Source organism: Streptomyces sp. NBC_00459 (genome assembly GCF_036013955.1).
Classification (GTDB): Bacteria; Actinomycetota; Actinomycetes; order Streptomycetales; family Streptomycetaceae; genus Streptomyces.
The window spans coordinates 7550993-7566446 of record NZ_CP107903.1 but is presented as its reverse complement, the minus strand read 5'-3'; the positions used below and the strand labels follow the sequence as shown (position 1 = coordinate 7566446).

The following is a 15454-nucleotide window of genomic DNA, read 5'->3' as shown; positions in this document are numbered from 1 at the left end:
TGTTGTCGCCGCGCGACGACAGGCCCCGTCGGCTCAGAGCAGTGAATAGCCGCCGTCCACCGTGATCGTCGTGCCGGTCACATAGGCCGAGGACTCTGAGGCCAGGAACAGATAGATGCCGGGCAGATCGTCGGGAGTGCCCCAGCGTCCCAGCGCCGTGTGCTCGACGATGCCGGTGTCCCGCTCCGAACTGCGCCGCCAGTGCGCGCCGAGCCCGGTGTCGAACCAGCCGAGGGCCACCGTGTTGACGGTGATCCCGCGCGGCCCGAGCTCCTGCGCCAGCGCCCCCACCAGGGACTGGACGCCGCTCTTCGACGCCGAGTACGCGGCGAGGCCGCCCTTGGGCCGGTCGCCCAGCACGGAACCGGTGACGATGATCCGCCCTCCGGCGCCCATCACCGCCGCGGCGGCCCGCGCCCCGAGGAACGTCCCGGTCAGGTTGACGTCGATGACCTGCCGCCAGGCGTCGGGGCTGGTGTCGGTCACCGTCGCGACCCCGGGCGAGACCCCGGCGTTGCAGATCCAGGCGTCCACCCCGCCGAACCGCTCGACCATGCCCTCGGCGACGGACTCGTTGAAGGCCTCGTCACGCACATCACCCGCACAGATGAGGGGGTCGCCATGGAGCGTCCCGGCCACCTCCTTGAGCGCGTCCCCGGAACGCGCCACCAGGCCCAGCCGCGCCCCCGCGGAGTCGAAGGCCTGCGCGAGAACACGCCCCAGACCGCGCCCGGCCCCGGTGATCACGACACGTCGCCCGGCGACCTCGGGGTTTCCGGCGGTTGTCGGCATTCGATCCTCCATCAAAGCGTCGACCGGTCGGTACATTATTGGGAGCGTAACGCACGCCCGGAGCGACAGAACAGGGACCTACGCCTCGGCCCTGGCGCCGGCCTCGGGCTTCACGCCTCGCAACTCCCGGAGTACGGACCGCCCTTGCTCCAGTTCGCTCCCGGCGCGCTCCTGGTCGAGGGGTTCGGCCAGGATGCCGTTGAAGAAGATGTCGCAGTAGAAGGCGGAGAGCTCCTCGACCCGCATGACCCGATGACCGGCCAGCCACTGGTACGTGTAGTTGTGCAGGTTCAGGAACGCGAGCGTCGCCAGCTCCAGGTCCTCCTGCGGGCGCCCCTGGAGCAACCCCCGGCGGTGCCCGTCGGCGAGCAGGCCGCGGATGCGCGACTCGAACCGCTGCCGCTTCTCGCGGAACAACTCGCGGTACTCGCCCTGGAGTTGGCGGTACTCGTGCAGGAACACCCAGACGTGGTCATGCTTGTTGACGATCTGCCAGAGCAGGCATTCCGACAGCAGTCGCAGCCGGGTCTCGAAACTCAGGTCGAGTTCGACGATCGCGGCGGCTTCCTTGAGCAGCGGATCCATGACGCGGTCGTGGATCTCGACGAGGAGCGCGTCCTTCGAGCCGATGTAGTAGTACAGGGCACCCCGGGCCAGCCCCGCGGCCTCGCCGATGTCCGCCACGCCGGTGTCGGCGTACCCGCGCTTCGAGAACAGCTCGACGGCGACGTCCACCACGTTCTCACGCATGCGGTAGTAGCGCTCGGTCTTGCCGCGCTCCCTCCGAGTGGCCGGCATCTCACCATTCCTTCGCAACCCGGTACATCGTCACGGGGCCCCAACTGGCTTCCCGGCATTGCCTGTAGCACCGCGTGACGATACACGATCAATACGTGTCCCCCGTGGAGAGAAGGGAGAGAGATGCCAGTTCGGTGCGGGTCGGGGGCAGGATTCCCGGCCCGCACCGAACGGCGCTCGATGCCGACCGGGTTCGTCAGACGGTTGCGATCGGCGTGAGGGGGCTGCCCTGTGTCCCCGGGAGGTTGAGTGGGGGTGCGGTGAGGAGGAAGCGGGTGCGGTGGTGTTGGCGCAGCCAGGTGGCGAGTTTGTCGAGGTACCACAGTTCGCCGAGGGGGACGCCGAGTTTGAACAGGCACAGGTGGTGGATGGGCAGGAGGGAGTGGCGGCCGGTCTCGTTGCCGACGCCCACTCCTTCGACGGCGTAGTTGTCGGCGACGAGGCCGGCGAGCTGGGAGTCGGTGATCCATTGGAGGATCTCGGGGTCGTGGGCGTCGAGGTAGGCGGCGGTCCGGTGGATGGCCACGGGGTCCGGGTTCTTGTTCCAGGCGAGGATCTGGGTGGCGAAGCCGGTGTGGAGCAGGACGATGTCGCCGGGTTCGACGGTGACGTTGTCGGCGTCCATGATGGCGCGCAACTGCCGGTAGTTGACCGGCTGGTAGTCGGTGCCGAGGTGGTGGGCGATGTCGATGAGGACGCCGCGTCCCTGGACGCCGTGTTCCGCCATGTGTTCGAGGCCGAGGTGGCGGGCGAAGCCGAGGCTGCCGCTGCCGTCGCCCTTGGCGTCGTCCTTGGGTCCGACGAGGTCGGTGCCGGCGCGGTAGCCGTTGTAGTAGACGGCTTCGGCGATCCCGTCGGCGTCGGCGTCGAACTCGGCGCCCTGGTGGGCGAGGGCGTCCCACTGGGTGGAGTACTGCGGCCAGAGGGTGACGACGTCGTCGGACCAGACGTCGATGAGGTCGGGGGAGAAGTGTTCGCTGGCCTTGATGTTGTAGAAGACGTCCTGGTTGTGCTGGAGGTCTTCGGTGGGGCGCAGGATCGGCGGGTAGCGGCGCTGGTTCATGGCCGAGCCGCCGGGATGGTCGAGCGGCAGGCTGAGACTGAAGGCGATGCCGTGCTCGACCTCGCGCACGCCCTGCAGGACCTTCTCCCGGGTGAGCAGGTTGATCCGGCCCAGCTCGTCGTCCTCGCCCCAGTCGCCCCAGGTCGAGCCCGGCGGACGCTGCTTCCAACGCTTCGTCGTCATGGTCACTCCGCTTCCTGGCGCCAGTCCTCGTCGACGGCCTGCCATCCGCATGCTACGTATCGTGTACCGACCGGTCAATGAAATATTCGCGCAGCATCGCGGACGGTGTAGCGGGCTACACCACGCATTCGGGAGAAGGGTCCCTCGTGGCGGCGATCAAGCGACGGGATCGTGGTCGGCAGAGCCCAGAACCCCTCCCTCCCCGCCGAAGGAATGTCCGTGAAGACGCTGCTCGCCGCCGTGAAGTCGTTCATCACCAATCTGCTGCTGTGGTCGTGCTTCCTCGGCGGTCTCACCGCGAGCACCGCGTCCGGCGCCGTTCTCGACGGCACGGAGAAGGACCTGGCCGCCTACGCCGGCATCGCCGTCTCCCTGCTGGCGGGCTCACGCATCGCCAGGAGGCCGAGGATCAAGGCGTTCCTGTCGAAGCCGTCCACGCTCTGGTTCCTCTTCCTGTTCAACGGCGGTGTGGCCGCGTTCTGCTACTTCACGATGGACGGCGTGAAGGGGATCGCGACCGCCGCCGGTATGGGCCTGGTCTCCCTGGGCGCGGCCGGCGGCCTCGTGTCGAGCCGCAAGGAGCGGACGGCGCCCGCGCTCGTGGAGCAGCAGCCCTGGGCCTGACGCCCGCACACCGAAGTCCTCGTCAACCCATGAAGTGAAGGGACCCTTTCCATGCCCTCGAACCGCCGTCGCGGCCGTCGCACCACCACCATCGCCACCGCCGTCGCCGCCGTCGCCATGACCGCCGGACTTCTGACCGGCTGCGAGGACCTCGACAACTCCCTCGGCTGCCTCAGCAACGCCGACTCCATCTCGGACAGCGTCAAGGCGATCCACGAGGCCGGCTGGGACGCGGTGAAGGACCCGTCGAAAACCGACGACTCCATCGACACCATCGACAAGAACCTGGACAAGATCAACAAGGAGACGGACGACGGCGAGGTCGACAAGGCGGTCGACGATCTGAACAAGGCGATAAAGGACTACAACAAGTCGATCCTGAACGGCGACACGAGCCCGGACTCCAGCAGGATCGACGCCGCCGCCGACCGGCTGAAGGACGTCTGCACCTCATAGGGGAACGCGATGGGGGCCCTGCCGTACGACGTACGACGGCAGGGCCCCCATCGGCCAGTGGCGCTCCCGGTCCTCAGCCCTCGTCGGGCGTCAGCCGCAGCGAGATGCTGTTGATGCAGTACCGCTGATCGGTCGGGGTCGCATACCCCTCCCCCTCGAACACGTGCCCGAGGTGCGACCCGCACCGGGCACACCGCACCTCGGTCCGCACCATCCCGAGCGAACGGTCCGCGATCAGCTCCACCGCGTCGGTGTCCTTCGGGTCGAAGAAGGACGGCCAGCCGCAGTGCGACTCGAACTTCGTGTCCGAGGTGAAGAGTTCGGCGCCGCAGGCCCGGCAGGAGTAGACGCCCTTCGTCTTGGTGCCTGTGTACTCACCCACGAAGGCGGGCTCCGTGCCGGCCTGACGCAGGACCGTGTACTCGGCCGGCGTCAGCTCCGCGCGCCACTGCTCGTCCGGCTTTTCGACGTCGTACGACATGTAGCTCAGCCCCTTACTGCGAAAGTCACCGCGAAAGTCACTGCGGAACCCTGAACGTCACCGTGCCAGACGGTCCAGGATCCGCGGGCCCAGGTCCGTGACATCACCCGCGCCCATGGTGAGAACGAGATCACCGGGCTTCGCCATTCCCGCGACGGTCTCCGGCACCTCGGCCTTGTCCGCCACGGCCGTCACGTCGGCGCCCGCGGCCCGCGCGGCGTCGATGATCAGCGCGCTGGTCACGCCGGGGACCGGGTCCTCGCGGGCCGGGTAGATGTCGAGGACGACCGACGCGTCCGCGAGCGCCAGCGCCTCGCCCATCTCCTTGCCCAGCTCCTGGGTACGGGAGAAGAGGTGCGGCTGGAAGACCACCAGGATGCGCGCATCGCCGACCGCCGCCCGCATCGCCTCCAGGTCGGCCGTCATCTCGGTCGGGTGGTGCGCGTACGAGTCGATGACCTGGACGCCCGCCTCCTCGCCCTTCAGCTGGAGCCGCCGCTTCACCCCCGTGTACGCGGCCAGGGCGGGGGCCAGCTCGTCGGCGGGCACGCCCAGTGCGACGCCCGCCGCGAGCGCGGCCACCGCGTTGTGCGCGTAGTGCCGGCCGGGGACGGAGACGGTGAACGTGAGCTCCTCGCCGCCCAGCAGGACGGTTACCTCGCTCTTGAGGCCCTGCGGTACGACCGACAGGACCCGCACGTCCGCGTCCGCGGACTCCCCGTACGTCACCACCCGTACGGAGTCCGGCAGGCGACGCGTCAGCTCGCGGGCACCGTCGTGGTCGGCGGAGATCACCAGCGTCCCGCCGGGCACGATCCGGCCCGCGAACGTCTCGAAGGACTCGTAGATCTCGTCCATGGAGGCGTAGTTGGCGTGGTGGTCGAGTTCGACGTTGAGGATGATCGCGACCTCGGGCGCGTACTTGTGGAAGCTGCGGTCCGATTCGTCCGCCTCGGCCACGAAGATCTCGCCGTCGCCGTGCAGGGCGTTCGAGCCGGGTGCGTCCAGGTCGCCGCCGATCGCGTACGAGGGGTTCAGCCCCAGCTCGCTCAGCGACACCGCCAGCATGGACGTCGTGGTCGTCTTCCCGTGGGTGCCCGCGACCGCGATCGGCCGCAGGCCGTCCATCAGCCGGGCGAGCGCGTCCGAACGGTGGACCACCGAGATCCCCAGCTCCGCCGCCCGCGCCAGCTCGGGGTTGTCCGCGCGGATCGCGGAGGAGACCACGACGCAGGTGGCGTCGTCGGCGAGATGCCCGGCGGCATGGCCGATGTGCACGGTCGCCCCCAGCGCCCGCAGTGCCGTGGCGGTCTCGGACTCCTTGGCATCACTGCCGGCCACCACGGCCCCGCGCTGCGCCAGGATCTTCGCGATCCCTGACATCCCGGCACCACCGATACCGATGAAGTGCGGTCGGTCCATGGCGATAGGAAGGCCGGGTGCCATGCGTTTCTCCCCAGATGCGGTACGAAGCTGAGCCCCCAGCCTATTAGCCGGACCGGCGGCACCCGACAAGGGAGGGCCGCGGACACCCGCCCGGCCCCTACGGCGTCACACCTTGCTGTGCGAGAACAGCTTCAGCACGGGCACCCCCACCTTGTGCCGGGCCCGGGAAGCCCAGTCGCGGTGGAAGAACTCCTCCACGTAGTGGGGATCGGTCAGCACGATCACCTCGTCCGCCTCGATCTCGTCCACCAGCCCCCGCAACGCATCGAGCGGATGGTCCTCGACGATCCGCCCCTCCGCCTCGTGCCCCGCCGCCCGCAGCGCCGTCAGCGACACCTCGAGTGCCCGCTCCCCCAGCGCCGCCGCGTCCTCGCCCTCCGGGGTCTCCCGTTCGTGCGCCGCCTCGTCGAGCTCGCCCAGCGCGATGTCGTCGATGGCCCGCAACAGTCGGTCGGCCTGGTCGCCACGGGGCTGGAGCAGCACGTGGAAGGCCACGTCCTCGTCGCCGTGCAAGGTGGTGACGAACTCCACGTCGGCGGACGTCAGGGCCTTCTCGATCATCAGTACGCTTGTGAACACGACAGGCGCCCTTCTCCTCCGTGGGCCGTTCGTAGGCCCCTGCTGAAACCATCCTGCCCCGTGATCGCACGGGGACTGCGAAATTTAGTGTGCCCAGCGAAAGTCAAACGGAACGGCAGGTTCCGGATCGTGTCGGGCCGAGTCGGACCCGGTGCGTCAGGAGCGGTGATAACGGCTGAACAGGAAGCCGGCCTCCTCCAGCAAGGACACCAGTTCGAAGTGACGGGGAACGGGCACCGAGGGCCCGCCCGAGATCCGCTGGGCGTCCCCCACGGTGAGCATCGGGGAGATCGTCAGACACAGCTCGTCGAGCACCTCGGCCGCCACCAGCTGGCCCAGCAGCCGCGGCCCGCCCTCGGCCAGCAAACGGGTGTGCCCGAGGTCGGCGAGTGCCTGTACCGCGCGTGCCGGGTCGACGCCCATGCCGTCACCGGCGACGACCACCCGGGCGCCCGCCTTCTCGGCCGCGGCGACCCGGTCGGGAGCGGCAGCGGCACCCGTGAGGATCAGGGTGGGCACCAGGGGCGAGGTGAACAGCGGGAGCGAGTAGTCCAGCTCCAGGCTCGCGCTGACGATCGCGATCGCCGCCGCCTGCGCCTGCCCGGCCGCCTCCCGCGCCGCGGCGAACTCGGCACGCGCGCGTGCCGGGCGGTAGCCCTCCTGGCGTACCGTTTCCGCACCGACCAGGACCACGTCCGCCAGCGCCCTCAGGGTGCCGAAGATCCGCATGTCGGAGGCGGACGAGATGGGCTGGGAACGGCCGTCGTGCTGGGCTGCGCCGTCGAGCGTGGACACCATGTTGGCGCGCAGCCAGGCTTCCCGGCTCCCGTTCGTCTTCTCGGGGTAGGCGTAGGCGGCGGCCAGCTCCTCCAGGCTCCACTCACGGTCGACCGCTCCGGCACCGGGCGAACCACCGGCGTCCGCGCCCCCTCCCGGGGCCTCGGCCACTGTCTCTTCGGTCACAGGGAACAGACGTCGCATGCCAGGCAGTCTGGCACGGCGCCCCCCGCCTGTCCGGCGGGCCGGGCCCGGGGCCGCGGGGCCCCGAACGCCCATCTGCCGCCTTTGTCATGGTTGCCGACTCCCCCACCCCCGGCTTCGCCCGACCGACGGGACCCCCACGCGCCGCCGGCCTCCTCCGCCCGGCAGCCGCCCACCCCGCCCCCGCCCGGTCGCCGCCCGCGCAGCGCCGGTCCGGCCCGGCCCTGCCCGCCGGACAGGCCCTAGCATGGTGAACCGTGCCTACCACCCCCGCGTCCCCCGGTCTCGGTCCGATAGCCGACACGGCTCCGCTGTCCCTGTGCGTCCGTGAGCCGCACGTCCCCGCGGACCGGCTGGTCGCCGAGATGGTGCCGCCGCCCCGGTTCGACTCGGTGCGCTTCGGTACGTACATCCCGGACCCGAACCAGCCCAGTCAGACCGAGGCCGTACGCGTCCTCGACGGGTTCGCGGGCGGGCTCGGCGGGGCGCACGCCCTGGGAGGCGGCAAGCGGGGGTTCTTCGGGTTCGGGAAGGTCAAGGCGTCCAAGGTGCCGGCCGGTCCCCGTGGCGTCTACCTCGACGGCGGTTACGGCGTCGGCAAGACCCATCTCCTCGCCTCGCTCTGGCACGCCACCCCGGCCGAACCCGCACTCAAGGCCTTCGGCACCTTCGTGGAGCTGACGAACCTGGTCGGCGCCCTCGGCTTCCAGAAGACCGTCCAGACCCTGTCCGGCCACCGGCTGCTCTGCATCGACGAGTTCGAACTCGACGACCCGGGCGACACCGTCCTCGTCTCGACCCTGCTCGGCAAGCTCGTCGACGCGGGCGTCGCCCTCGCCGCCACCTCGAACACCCTGCCGGGCAAGCTCGGTGAAGGGCGGTTCGCGTCGGCCGACTTCCTACGCGAGATCCAGGGCCTGTCCGCCCACTTCCACGCGCTGCGCATCGACGGCGAGGACTACCGCCACCGCGGGCTGCCCCAGGCCCCGGCGCCGTACACCGAGGAGCAGGTGACCAAGGCGGCCTACGCCACCGAGGGCACGTCGCTCGACGACTTCCCGCAGCTCCTCGGCCACCTCGCCCGCGTGCACCCCAGCCGCTACGGCGCCCTCACGGACGGCCTGAAGGCCGTGTGCCTCACCGATGTGCGGCCGGTCCCGGACCAGTCGACGGCGCTGCGGCTCGTCGTGCTCGCCGACCGGCTGTACGACCGCGAGGTGCCGGTGCTCGCCTCCGGCCTGCCCTTCGACCAGTTGTTCAGCGAGGAGATGCTGAACGGCGGCTACCGCAAGAAGTACTTCCGCGCGATCTCCCGTCTGACCGCGCTGGCCCGCGACGCCAAGGGCCTCGTGGAGCCCTCATGACGCTCTGACCTGCGCACCATATGAACTACCGCAGGTCAAGGACCAGTTCGCGTCACCCCACCCGCGCTTTTCAGGCTCTCTTCAGCCTGAAACGCTAAGTTAACCCAGCAAACAACTTCGCAGGGTTAACGTGTTTCTTGACCCGTAATTGACCAACCGTTGACGCGTTCGAGAGACCGTGAATCGCCTGGAGGGGGGCGCATGTTCCGAGGTACTACGGCCCGGACCGTGATTTCCCTCCTCGCCGCCGTCCTGCTGGCCCTCCCGTTCTTCGCTCCCACGACGTCCTTCGCATCCGCGCACACAGCCCGTCATGCCGAGGCCAAGACCGAGCCCAGAAACAAACCCAGGGTGGCAGCCCAGCGCGACGAGTACGTCACCTGTGGTGACGGCGGCCGTCATCACGACCCGAGCCTGCCCCTGCGCACCCGCGACCGGCATCGCATCGCCGATTCGGGTCCCCAGGTGCCCGAGCGCCCGCTCCTCGCGGTGGATCCCACGGCTCCGCACGAACCGGAGACGCGCGTCACGTCACGCCATCAGGCACCCAGATCGCTGACCGCGCACACCCCGGCCGCGCTCCAGGTCTTCCGCTGCTGACAGCCGGGACGCCCCCCCCACTCCCTGTCAGCACGTCCGACTGTCATGTACGTCCGACGCGCCTTCGAGGCGCGCCAGGAGGAGTCACCACATGCAGCCCCTCATCGACAACGCCCGCACCTTCGGTCAGCGCCCTGAGGAGTTCGCCGGGCTCGCCGAAGGCCAGTCCCCCCAGGTCCTGTTCATCACCTGCTCCGATTCCAGGGTCGTCCCGGCCCTGATCACGGGTGCCAGGCCCGGCGAGCTCTTCGAGCTGCGCACCGCGGGCAACATCGTCCCCCCTTACGCCTCCGCCAGCCCCACCGGCGAGGCCGCCACCATCGAGTACGCCGTGGAGGTCCTCGGCGTCAGCGACATCGTCGTCTGCGGCCACTCGCACTGCGGTGCCGTCGGCGCCCTGGTCCGCGGCGACGACCTCACCGCCGTACCCGCCGTACGCGACTGGCTCGCGCACGCCGCCGACGCGCCCCCGGCCACAGCCACCGCCCCGTCCGACACCGGCGACCCGACGGTCGCCTCGGCCGTCCAGAACCACGTCCTGGCACAGCTGCTGCGGCTGCGCTCCTACCCGTGCGTGGAGCAGCGCCTCGCGAAGGGCCAACTGCGCCTGCGCGGCTGGTACTACGAGGTGCACACCGGGTCCGTGCGCGAACACCGCGCCGCCACCGACGCGTTCGAAGCGCTGTGAGGGCCGCCATGTCCATATTTGCCAAGGTCCCCCATCTGCGGCAGGACTTCGCCGCCTCGCTCGTCGTGTTCCTGGTCGCCCTGCCGCTGTGCGTGGGCGTCGCCGTCGCCTCCGGCGTGCCGGCCGAACTCGGCCTGGTCACCGGCATCGTGGGCGGCATCGTCGCCGGACTCCTGCCGGGCAGCAGCCTCCAGGTGTCCGGGCCCGCCGCCGGCCTCACCGTCCTGGTCTTCGAGGCCGTACGCGAGCACGGGCTGCCCGCGCTCGGGGTGATCGTGCTCGCCGCCGGACTGCTCCAACTCGCCATGGGCGCCCTGAAGCTGGGGCGCTGGTTCCGGGCCATCTCGGTGTCCGTCGTCGAGGGCATGCTGGCCGGAATCGGGCTCGTGATCATCGCCGGGCAACTGTACGCGGCGGCCGGGCTGAAGGCGCCGGCCGCCGGACTCGACAAGATCACCGGGCTGCCCGACGCCGCCGCGAAGGCCCTGGGGAACACCAGCGCGCTGGCCTCGCTGGCGCTCGGCGCGGGCACGATAGCCGTGATCGTGCTGTGGCAGCGGCTGCCCAAGAAAATGCGGGCGGTGCCGGGCGCGCTCGCCGCGGTGGTCCTGGCGACCGCCGTCACCCTCGTGTTCGACCTGCCGGTGGGTACGGTCGAGGTGAAGGGCCTGCTGGACGCCGTCCAGCTGCCCGGGCTCGGCTCCTTCGGTGAACTGGCGAGCCTGAGCGTGATCGGCACGGTCGTGGCGTTCACGCTGATCGCGTCCGCCGAGAGCCTGTTCAGCGCCGCCGCCATGGACCGGCTGCACGACGGTCCACGCACCCAGTACGACAAGGAACTGATGGCGCAGGGCGCCGGCAACACCGTGTGCGGGCTGCTGGGCGCGCTGCCGATGACCGCGGTGATCGTGCGCAGCTCGGCGAACGTCCAGGCGGGGGCGCGGACGAAGGCGTCCCGGGTGCTGCACGGCGTATGGCTGCTGCTGTTCGCGGCGCTGCTGCCGGGCGCGCTGGCGCTCATACCGCTGCCCGCGCTGGCCGGCATCCTCGTCCACGCGGGCTGGAAGCTCATACCGCTGCGCGGGGTCGTCTCGCTCTGGCGTGAGCACCGGGGCGAGGCGCTGATCCTGGTGGTCACGGCTCTGGCGATCGTCTCCGTGAACATGTTCGAGGGCGTGCTGATCGGTCTCGCCCTGTCCGTGGGCAAGACCGCCTGGGAGGCCTCTCACCTCAAGCTGGAGGTCATCGACAAGGGTGCCGGTCCCGTCCAGGCGTACCTGTCGGGCAACGCGACCTTCCTGCGGCTGCCGAAGATCCTCGACAGCCTGGAGGCACTGCCCCAGGACCGGCCGATAGAGCTGGACCTGTCGGGCCTGCACCATCTGGACCACGCCTGCCGCACGGCCCTGGAGAGCTGGGCTGAGCGGCACAGCGAGGCCGGGACGGAACCGGTGAAGATGATGACGCCGACGCCGTAGCCTCCGCGGCCTTCGCACGCGAGGTTGCCCGGTCCGGGGCTCGACCCGAGCCCTGGACCGGGCATATCGTTTGTTAAGGGTGCCATTCGGCACGTAGGGACGGCTGCGAGAGGTCGTCGTCATGCTTGAGGAACTACTGACCGCGGGCATCGCCGCCGGGGCCGCCGGGCTCGTCTACGTCGGGGCGGCGGCGAGGATCGTCAAGCAGTACGAACGCGGGGTCGTCTTCCGGCTCGGCCGCCTCGCCGGAGACGTACGGCCGCCCGGTTTCACGCTGGTGGTCCCGGTCGTGGACCGGTTGCGCAAGGTCAACATGCAGATCGTCACGCTGCCGATCCCGGCCCAGGAGGGCATCACGCGGGACAACGTGACCGTGCGGGTGGACGCGGTCGTCTACTTCAAGGTGGTCGACGCGGCGAACGCGATCATCCAGGTCGAGGACTACCGGTTCGCGGTCTCGCAGATGGCGCAGACCTCGCTGCGCTCGATCATCGGCAAGAGCGACCTGGACGATCTGCTGTCCAACCGCGAAAAGCTCAACCAGGGGCTGGAGCTGATGATCGACAGCCCGGCGATGGGCTGGGGCGTGCAGATCGACCGGGTCGAGATCAAGGACGTGTCCCTGCCGGACACCATGAAGCGCTCGATGGCCCGGCAGGCCGAGGCCGACCGTGAACGCCGGGCCCGGATCATCAACGCGGACGCCGAGCTGCAGGCCTCGAAGAAGCTCGCGGAGGCCGCCGAGGTGATGTCCGAGCAGCCCGCCGCACTCCAACTCCGGCTGCTCCAGACAGTGGTGGCGGTCGCGGCCGAGAAGAACTCGACACTCGTCCTGCCCTTCCCGGTGGAACTGCTCCGCTTCCTGGAACGGGCACAGGTTCAGCAGCAACCGCCAGGCGGGTCACCCGGATGAGGCGCGCTACGCGCGTGGTTCCCGAGGCCCGTACGGCGTGATACACACAGCAAGGTCACAGTCCTGTCCGCCAGCAGGAAGGTCGCCTCATGTCCGCATTCGACACGCCCGAAATCGACGGTTCCGCAACAGCCGCTCCCTCCAAGGCAGTTGACGACTCCCCCGCCTCCCGACGCCAGGTCCTCGCCCGCACCGGCGCCCTGGGCGTCGGTATCGCCTTCACCGGAGCCCTCTCCGAACTCTTCGCCGGTACCGCCGCCGCCCAGGAGCTGGGGCACTCCGGCTACGGCCCCCTGATCCCCGACCCGAAGGGTCTGCTCGACCTGCCGAAAGGTTTCCGCTATCGGGTCCTGTCCCGCGAGGGCGACCCCCTGTGCTCCGGCGAGGGCCCGGTCCCCTCCAACCACGACGGCATGGCGGCCTTCGCGGGCCGGCACGGCCGTGTCCATCTGGTCCGCAACCACGAGAACCGCGTCACCGGCAGAATCCCGGTCCCGACGATCAAGGGCCTCACCTACGACCCGATGGGCAAGGGCGGCTGTACGTCACTCACCCTGGACCGGGACGGCGACGTCCTCACGGAACAGGTCGCCATCGCCGGTACGGCCGTCAACTGCGCGGGCGGGCCGACACCTTGGGGCACCTGGCTGACCTGCGAGGAGACCGAGGACAAGGCCGGCACCAACGGCTACACCAAGGACCACGGCTTCATCTTCGAGGTCGACGGGGCCGACCCGCGCCGCACCGGCGCCGTCCCGCTCACCGCGATGGGCCGCTTCCAGCACGAGGCGATCGCCGTCGACCCGAGGAACGGCATCGTCTACGAGACCGAGGACGCCTTCCTCAAGCCCTTCGGCCTCTTCTACCGCTTCCTGCCCAGGAAGCCGCTGGGCGGGATGGGTTCGCTGCGCGCGGGCGGCCGGCTCCAGGCGATGCGCGTGCCGGGCGTACCCGACCTCTCCTCGATCCAGGAGCCGGGTGCCGCCTTCGACGGCGTCGAGTGGGTGGACGTACCGGATCCGCTGGCCGCCCAGACCCCCGTCCGGCTCCAGGACTTCGGCCCGAAGGGCATCACGCACGCGCAGAAGCTGGAGGGCTGCTACTGGGGCGGCCGGTGCGTGTACTTCGTGTCGTCGTTCGCCCATGCGAGCGAAGGCTCGGCGGCCACCCACTTCGGCCAGATCTGGCGCTACGACCCCGCCGCGCGCCGCCTCACCCTGGTCATCGTCTTCGGCCCGGACACGGACGTCCAGCTGCCCGGGGAGTCACCGGACAACATCTGTCTCGCCCCCAGCGGCGGCCTGATGGTGTGCGAGGACGGGGAGGGCGCCCAGCACGTGTACGGCGTGACGCGCAAGGGCGAGGTGTACGCGATGGCCCGGAACGCCCAGAACATCGGCACCCCGGACGCTCCGGAGTGGGGCGAGTTCGCCGGCGTCACCTTCTCTCCGGACGGCCGGACGATGTACGTCAACTGCTACACACCCGGCACGACATTCGCCGTACGGGGCCCATGGAAGCGATAACGGGAGCCCCCTGAACCCGGACATGGCGGGCAGGCTTTAACCTGTCCGCCATGAACGCATCGGGGGACCTGGTCGGCGGCCGTTTCGAGCTGCTGGACCGGCTCGGCAGCGGCGGTATGGGCACGGTGTGGCGGGCCCGCGACTCCGTGCTGCACCGCGAGGTCGCGCTGAAGGCCGTACGGCCGGACGCGGCGGCGACCGATGCCGTACGGGAGCGGGTGATGCGCGAGGCGCGGGCGCTCGCCCGGCTCAGCAACCCGCATGTGGTGACGGTCCACCAGATCGTCGACGCCGACCCGCACCCCTGGATCGTCATGGAGCTGGTGCCCGGCGTCTCGCTCGACAAGCGCCTGGAATCCGGCCCGCTGACGCCGGTGGAGGCGGCGCGGATCGGCGGCCAGGTACTGGACGCGCTGCGCGCGGCACACGCGGCGGGCGTCCAGCACCGGGACGTGAAGCCGCCGAACATCCTTCTGCGGCCGGACGGGAGCGCCGTCCTCACCGACTTCGGGATCGCGGCGCTCCAGGGCGCGACGGCCCTGACGATGACCGGCGAACTCGTCGGTTCCCCCGAGTACATCGCCCCGGAACGCATCCGCGGCCCCTCCGACGACCCGGCGTCCGACCTGTGGTCCCTGGGAGTAGTGCTGTACGTGTGCGTGGAGGGCGTGAGTCCCCTGCGCCGAGGGACCTCGCTCTCGACGCTGGCCGCGGTCCTGGAGGGTGAGGTCCCGCCGCCGTCCCGCTCCGGCCCGCTGACCCCCGTCCTCGAAGCACTGCTCGAACGTGACCCGGCGGCACGACCCGATACGGGCCGGCTGGCGGCGATGCTGGCGCAGGTGGCGGCGGGCGGGACGGCGAAGTCCGTTCAGCGGACCCTGACCGCGCCCCAGCCCGTGCGCCACGACGAGGAGCCCGGCGCGACATCGCCGCAGTCCGCACCCGTGGCCGCCCGCACGGAACAGCGGCCCCTGCCGTCGCCGCAGCGCCGTAAGCGGGTCGCCGTGTCCGCCGTCCTCGCGGTCTGCGTCGCGGCAGCCGCCGCCTTCCTCACGCCGCGTCTCCTCGACGGGAACGACAAGGACGGCGAGTCGAACCCGCCGGCCGGCACGAGAACCTCGCCCAACCCCTCACCCGCCACGGCCGACCGCTGGATCGCCCAACTGCACTCCGAGCCGGTCGACTCCGGGACCGCCGCCCGGGACGCACGGCTCGCCAAGGTCAGGGAGTCGGTACCGGAGGCCGTGTACGTGCGCAGCGACAAGTACGCGTCCCTGCGCCCGGGGTACTGGGTGATCTACGCCCCCGGCCCGTTCGCCGACGGCTACGCCGCGCTGGCCTTCTGCAGCGAACGCGGCCTGACGACGTCGAACACCTGCCTGGGGCGCTATCTGAGCAACGACGCCGACGACTTCGACGACCAGTGCCGCCCGCCCGCCGCCAACCCCACCGGGCGCTGCACGCGACAGTAGGGCCTCCCGC

16 protein-coding genes are annotated in these 15454 nt (G+C 70.3%); 9 read left to right on the top strand and 7 right to left on the bottom strand.

The window, feature by feature from the left end:
- Positions 1–33 precede the first annotated feature (33 nt).
- The 3 genes from OHN74_RS33465 to OHN74_RS33455 form a co-directional block, all read right to left on the bottom strand.
- Positions 34–792, bottom strand: a complete 759-nt coding sequence (locus OHN74_RS33465) for an SDR family NAD(P)-dependent oxidoreductase (RefSeq protein ID WP_327698292.1) — start codon at positions 790–792, stop codon at positions 34–36.
- 78 nt (positions 793–870) lie between these two features.
- A complete protein-coding gene (locus OHN74_RS33460) occupies positions 871–1590 on the bottom strand; it encodes a TetR/AcrR family transcriptional regulator (RefSeq protein ID WP_327698291.1) in 720 nt (239 codons plus the stop codon).
- Between the two features lie 196 nt (positions 1591–1786).
- Positions 1787–2836, bottom strand: a complete 1050-nt coding sequence (locus OHN74_RS33455) for a cyclase family protein (protein WP_327698290.1) — start codon at positions 2834–2836, stop codon at positions 1787–1789.
- A gap of 219 nt (positions 2837–3055) precedes the next feature.
- On the opposite strand from OHN74_RS33455, the gene OHN74_RS33450 reads away from it, so the two are divergent.
- Together OHN74_RS33450 and OHN74_RS33445 are read left to right on the top strand one after the other, a co-directional pair.
- Positions 3056–3460 carry a hypothetical protein gene (locus OHN74_RS33450; protein ID WP_327698289.1) on the top strand — a complete coding sequence of 135 codons (405 nt, stop codon included), beginning with the start codon at positions 3056–3058 and terminating at the stop codon, positions 3458–3460.
- Between the two features lie 51 nt (positions 3461–3511).
- Positions 3512–3916, top strand: a complete 405-nt coding sequence (locus OHN74_RS33445) for a hypothetical protein (protein ID WP_327698288.1) — start codon at positions 3512–3514, stop codon at positions 3914–3916.
- Between the two features lie 73 nt (positions 3917–3989).
- Here the strand turns inward: OHN74_RS33445 and msrB are convergent, their stop codons facing one another.
- The 4 genes from msrB to OHN74_RS33425 all read right to left on the bottom strand — a co-directional run bounded on the left by msrB (position 3990) and on the right by OHN74_RS33425 (position 7403).
- Entirely contained in the window at positions 3990–4397 is a 408-nt protein-coding gene (msrB, locus tag OHN74_RS33440) for a peptide-methionine (R)-S-oxide reductase MsrB (protein ID WP_327698287.1), read from the bottom strand.
- Between the two features lie 57 nt (positions 4398–4454).
- On the bottom strand, positions 4455–5843 hold the full coding sequence (gene murC / locus OHN74_RS33435; RefSeq protein WP_327698286.1) for a UDP-N-acetylmuramate--L-alanine ligase: 1389 nt from the start codon (positions 5841–5843) through the stop codon (positions 4455–4457).
- A gap of 105 nt (positions 5844–5948) precedes the next feature.
- The gene (locus OHN74_RS33430; RefSeq protein ID WP_327698285.1) at positions 5949–6422 is read right to left on the bottom strand and encodes an indole-3-glycerol phosphate synthase; all 474 of its coding nucleotides are present in this window, start codon (positions 6420–6422) and stop codon (positions 5949–5951) included.
- Positions 6423–6578: 156 nt separating this feature from the next.
- Positions 6579–7403: a pyrimidine reductase family protein gene (locus OHN74_RS33425; RefSeq protein ID WP_327698284.1), complete on the bottom strand. Its 825-nt coding sequence runs from the start codon at positions 7401–7403 to the stop codon at positions 6579–6581.
- Positions 7404–7660: 257 nt separating this feature from the next.
- On the opposite strand from OHN74_RS33425, the gene zapE reads away from it, so the two are divergent.
- The 7 genes from zapE to OHN74_RS33390 all read left to right on the top strand — a co-directional run bounded on the left by zapE (position 7661) and on the right by OHN74_RS33390 (position 15444).
- Entirely contained in the window at positions 7661–8767 is a 1107-nt protein-coding gene (zapE, locus tag OHN74_RS33420; protein ID WP_327698283.1) for a cell division protein ZapE, read from the top strand.
- A 201-nt stretch (positions 8768–8968) separates the two neighbouring features.
- Positions 8969–9367, top strand: coding sequence for a hypothetical protein (locus OHN74_RS33415; RefSeq protein ID WP_327698282.1), 399 nt, complete (start codon positions 8969–8971; stop codon positions 9365–9367).
- 91 nt (positions 9368–9458) lie between these two features.
- Positions 9459–10055 carry a carbonic anhydrase gene (locus OHN74_RS33410; protein ID WP_327698281.1) on the top strand — a complete coding sequence of 199 codons (597 nt, stop codon included), beginning with the start codon at positions 9459–9461 and terminating at the stop codon, positions 10053–10055.
- Positions 10056–10063: 8 nt separating this feature from the next.
- A complete protein-coding gene (locus tag OHN74_RS33405; RefSeq protein WP_327698280.1) occupies positions 10064–11533 on the top strand; it encodes a SulP family inorganic anion transporter in 1470 nt (489 codons plus the stop codon).
- A 121-nt stretch (positions 11534–11654) separates the two neighbouring features.
- Positions 11655–12446: a slipin family protein gene (locus OHN74_RS33400; protein ID WP_327698279.1), complete on the top strand. Its 792-nt coding sequence runs from the start codon at positions 11655–11657 to the stop codon at positions 12444–12446.
- A gap of 89 nt (positions 12447–12535) precedes the next feature.
- Positions 12536–13972 carry a PhoX family protein gene (locus OHN74_RS33395; RefSeq protein ID WP_327698278.1) on the top strand — a complete coding sequence of 479 codons (1437 nt, stop codon included), beginning with the start codon at positions 12536–12538 and terminating at the stop codon, positions 13970–13972.
- Positions 13973–14022: 50 nt separating this feature from the next.
- Positions 14023–15444, top strand: coding sequence for a serine/threonine-protein kinase (locus OHN74_RS33390; protein WP_327698277.1), 1422 nt, complete (start codon positions 14023–14025; stop codon positions 15442–15444).
- Positions 15445–15454 lie beyond the last annotated feature (10 nt).

What these genes read in the sequence shown, in the direction of transcription:
- OHN74_RS33425 (WP_327698284.1), bottom strand. Translation starts at nt 7,403, where the DNA reads ATGCGACGTCTGTTCCCTGTGACCGAAGAGACAGTGGCCGAGGCCCCG.
- OHN74_RS33460 (WP_327698291.1), bottom strand. Translation starts at nt 1,590, where the DNA reads ATGCCGGCCACTCGGAGGGAGCGCGGCAAGACCGAGCGCTACTACCGC.
- msrB (WP_327698287.1), bottom strand. Translation starts at nt 4,397, where the DNA reads ATGTCGTACGACGTCGAAAAGCCGGACGAGCAGTGGCGCGCGGAGCTG.
- OHN74_RS33400 (WP_327698279.1), top strand. Translation starts at nt 11,655, where the DNA reads ATGCTTGAGGAACTACTGACCGCGGGCATCGCCGCCGGGGCCGCCGGG.
- OHN74_RS33415 (WP_327698282.1), top strand. Translation starts at nt 8,969, where the DNA reads ATGTTCCGAGGTACTACGGCCCGGACCGTGATTTCCCTCCTCGCCGCC.
- OHN74_RS33445 (WP_327698288.1), top strand. Translation starts at nt 3,512, where the DNA reads ATGCCCTCGAACCGCCGTCGCGGCCGTCGCACCACCACCATCGCCACC.
- OHN74_RS33405 (WP_327698280.1), top strand. Translation starts at nt 10,064, where the DNA reads ATGTCCATATTTGCCAAGGTCCCCCATCTGCGGCAGGACTTCGCCGCC.
- OHN74_RS33390 (WP_327698277.1), top strand. Translation starts at nt 14,023, where the DNA reads ATGAACGCATCGGGGGACCTGGTCGGCGGCCGTTTCGAGCTGCTGGAC.
- OHN74_RS33395 (WP_327698278.1), top strand. Translation starts at nt 12,536, where the DNA reads ATGTCCGCATTCGACACGCCCGAAATCGACGGTTCCGCAACAGCCGCT.
- murC (WP_327698286.1), bottom strand. Translation starts at nt 5,843, where the DNA reads ATGGCACCCGGCCTTCCTATCGCCATGGACCGACCGCACTTCATCGGT.
- OHN74_RS33410 (WP_327698281.1), top strand. Translation starts at nt 9,459, where the DNA reads ATGCAGCCCCTCATCGACAACGCCCGCACCTTCGGTCAGCGCCCTGAG.
- OHN74_RS33465 (WP_327698292.1), bottom strand. Translation starts at nt 792, where the DNA reads ATGCCGACAACCGCCGGAAACCCCGAGGTCGCCGGGCGACGTGTCGTG.
- OHN74_RS33455 (WP_327698290.1), bottom strand. Translation starts at nt 2,836, where the DNA reads ATGACGACGAAGCGTTGGAAGCAGCGTCCGCCGGGCTCGACCTGGGGC.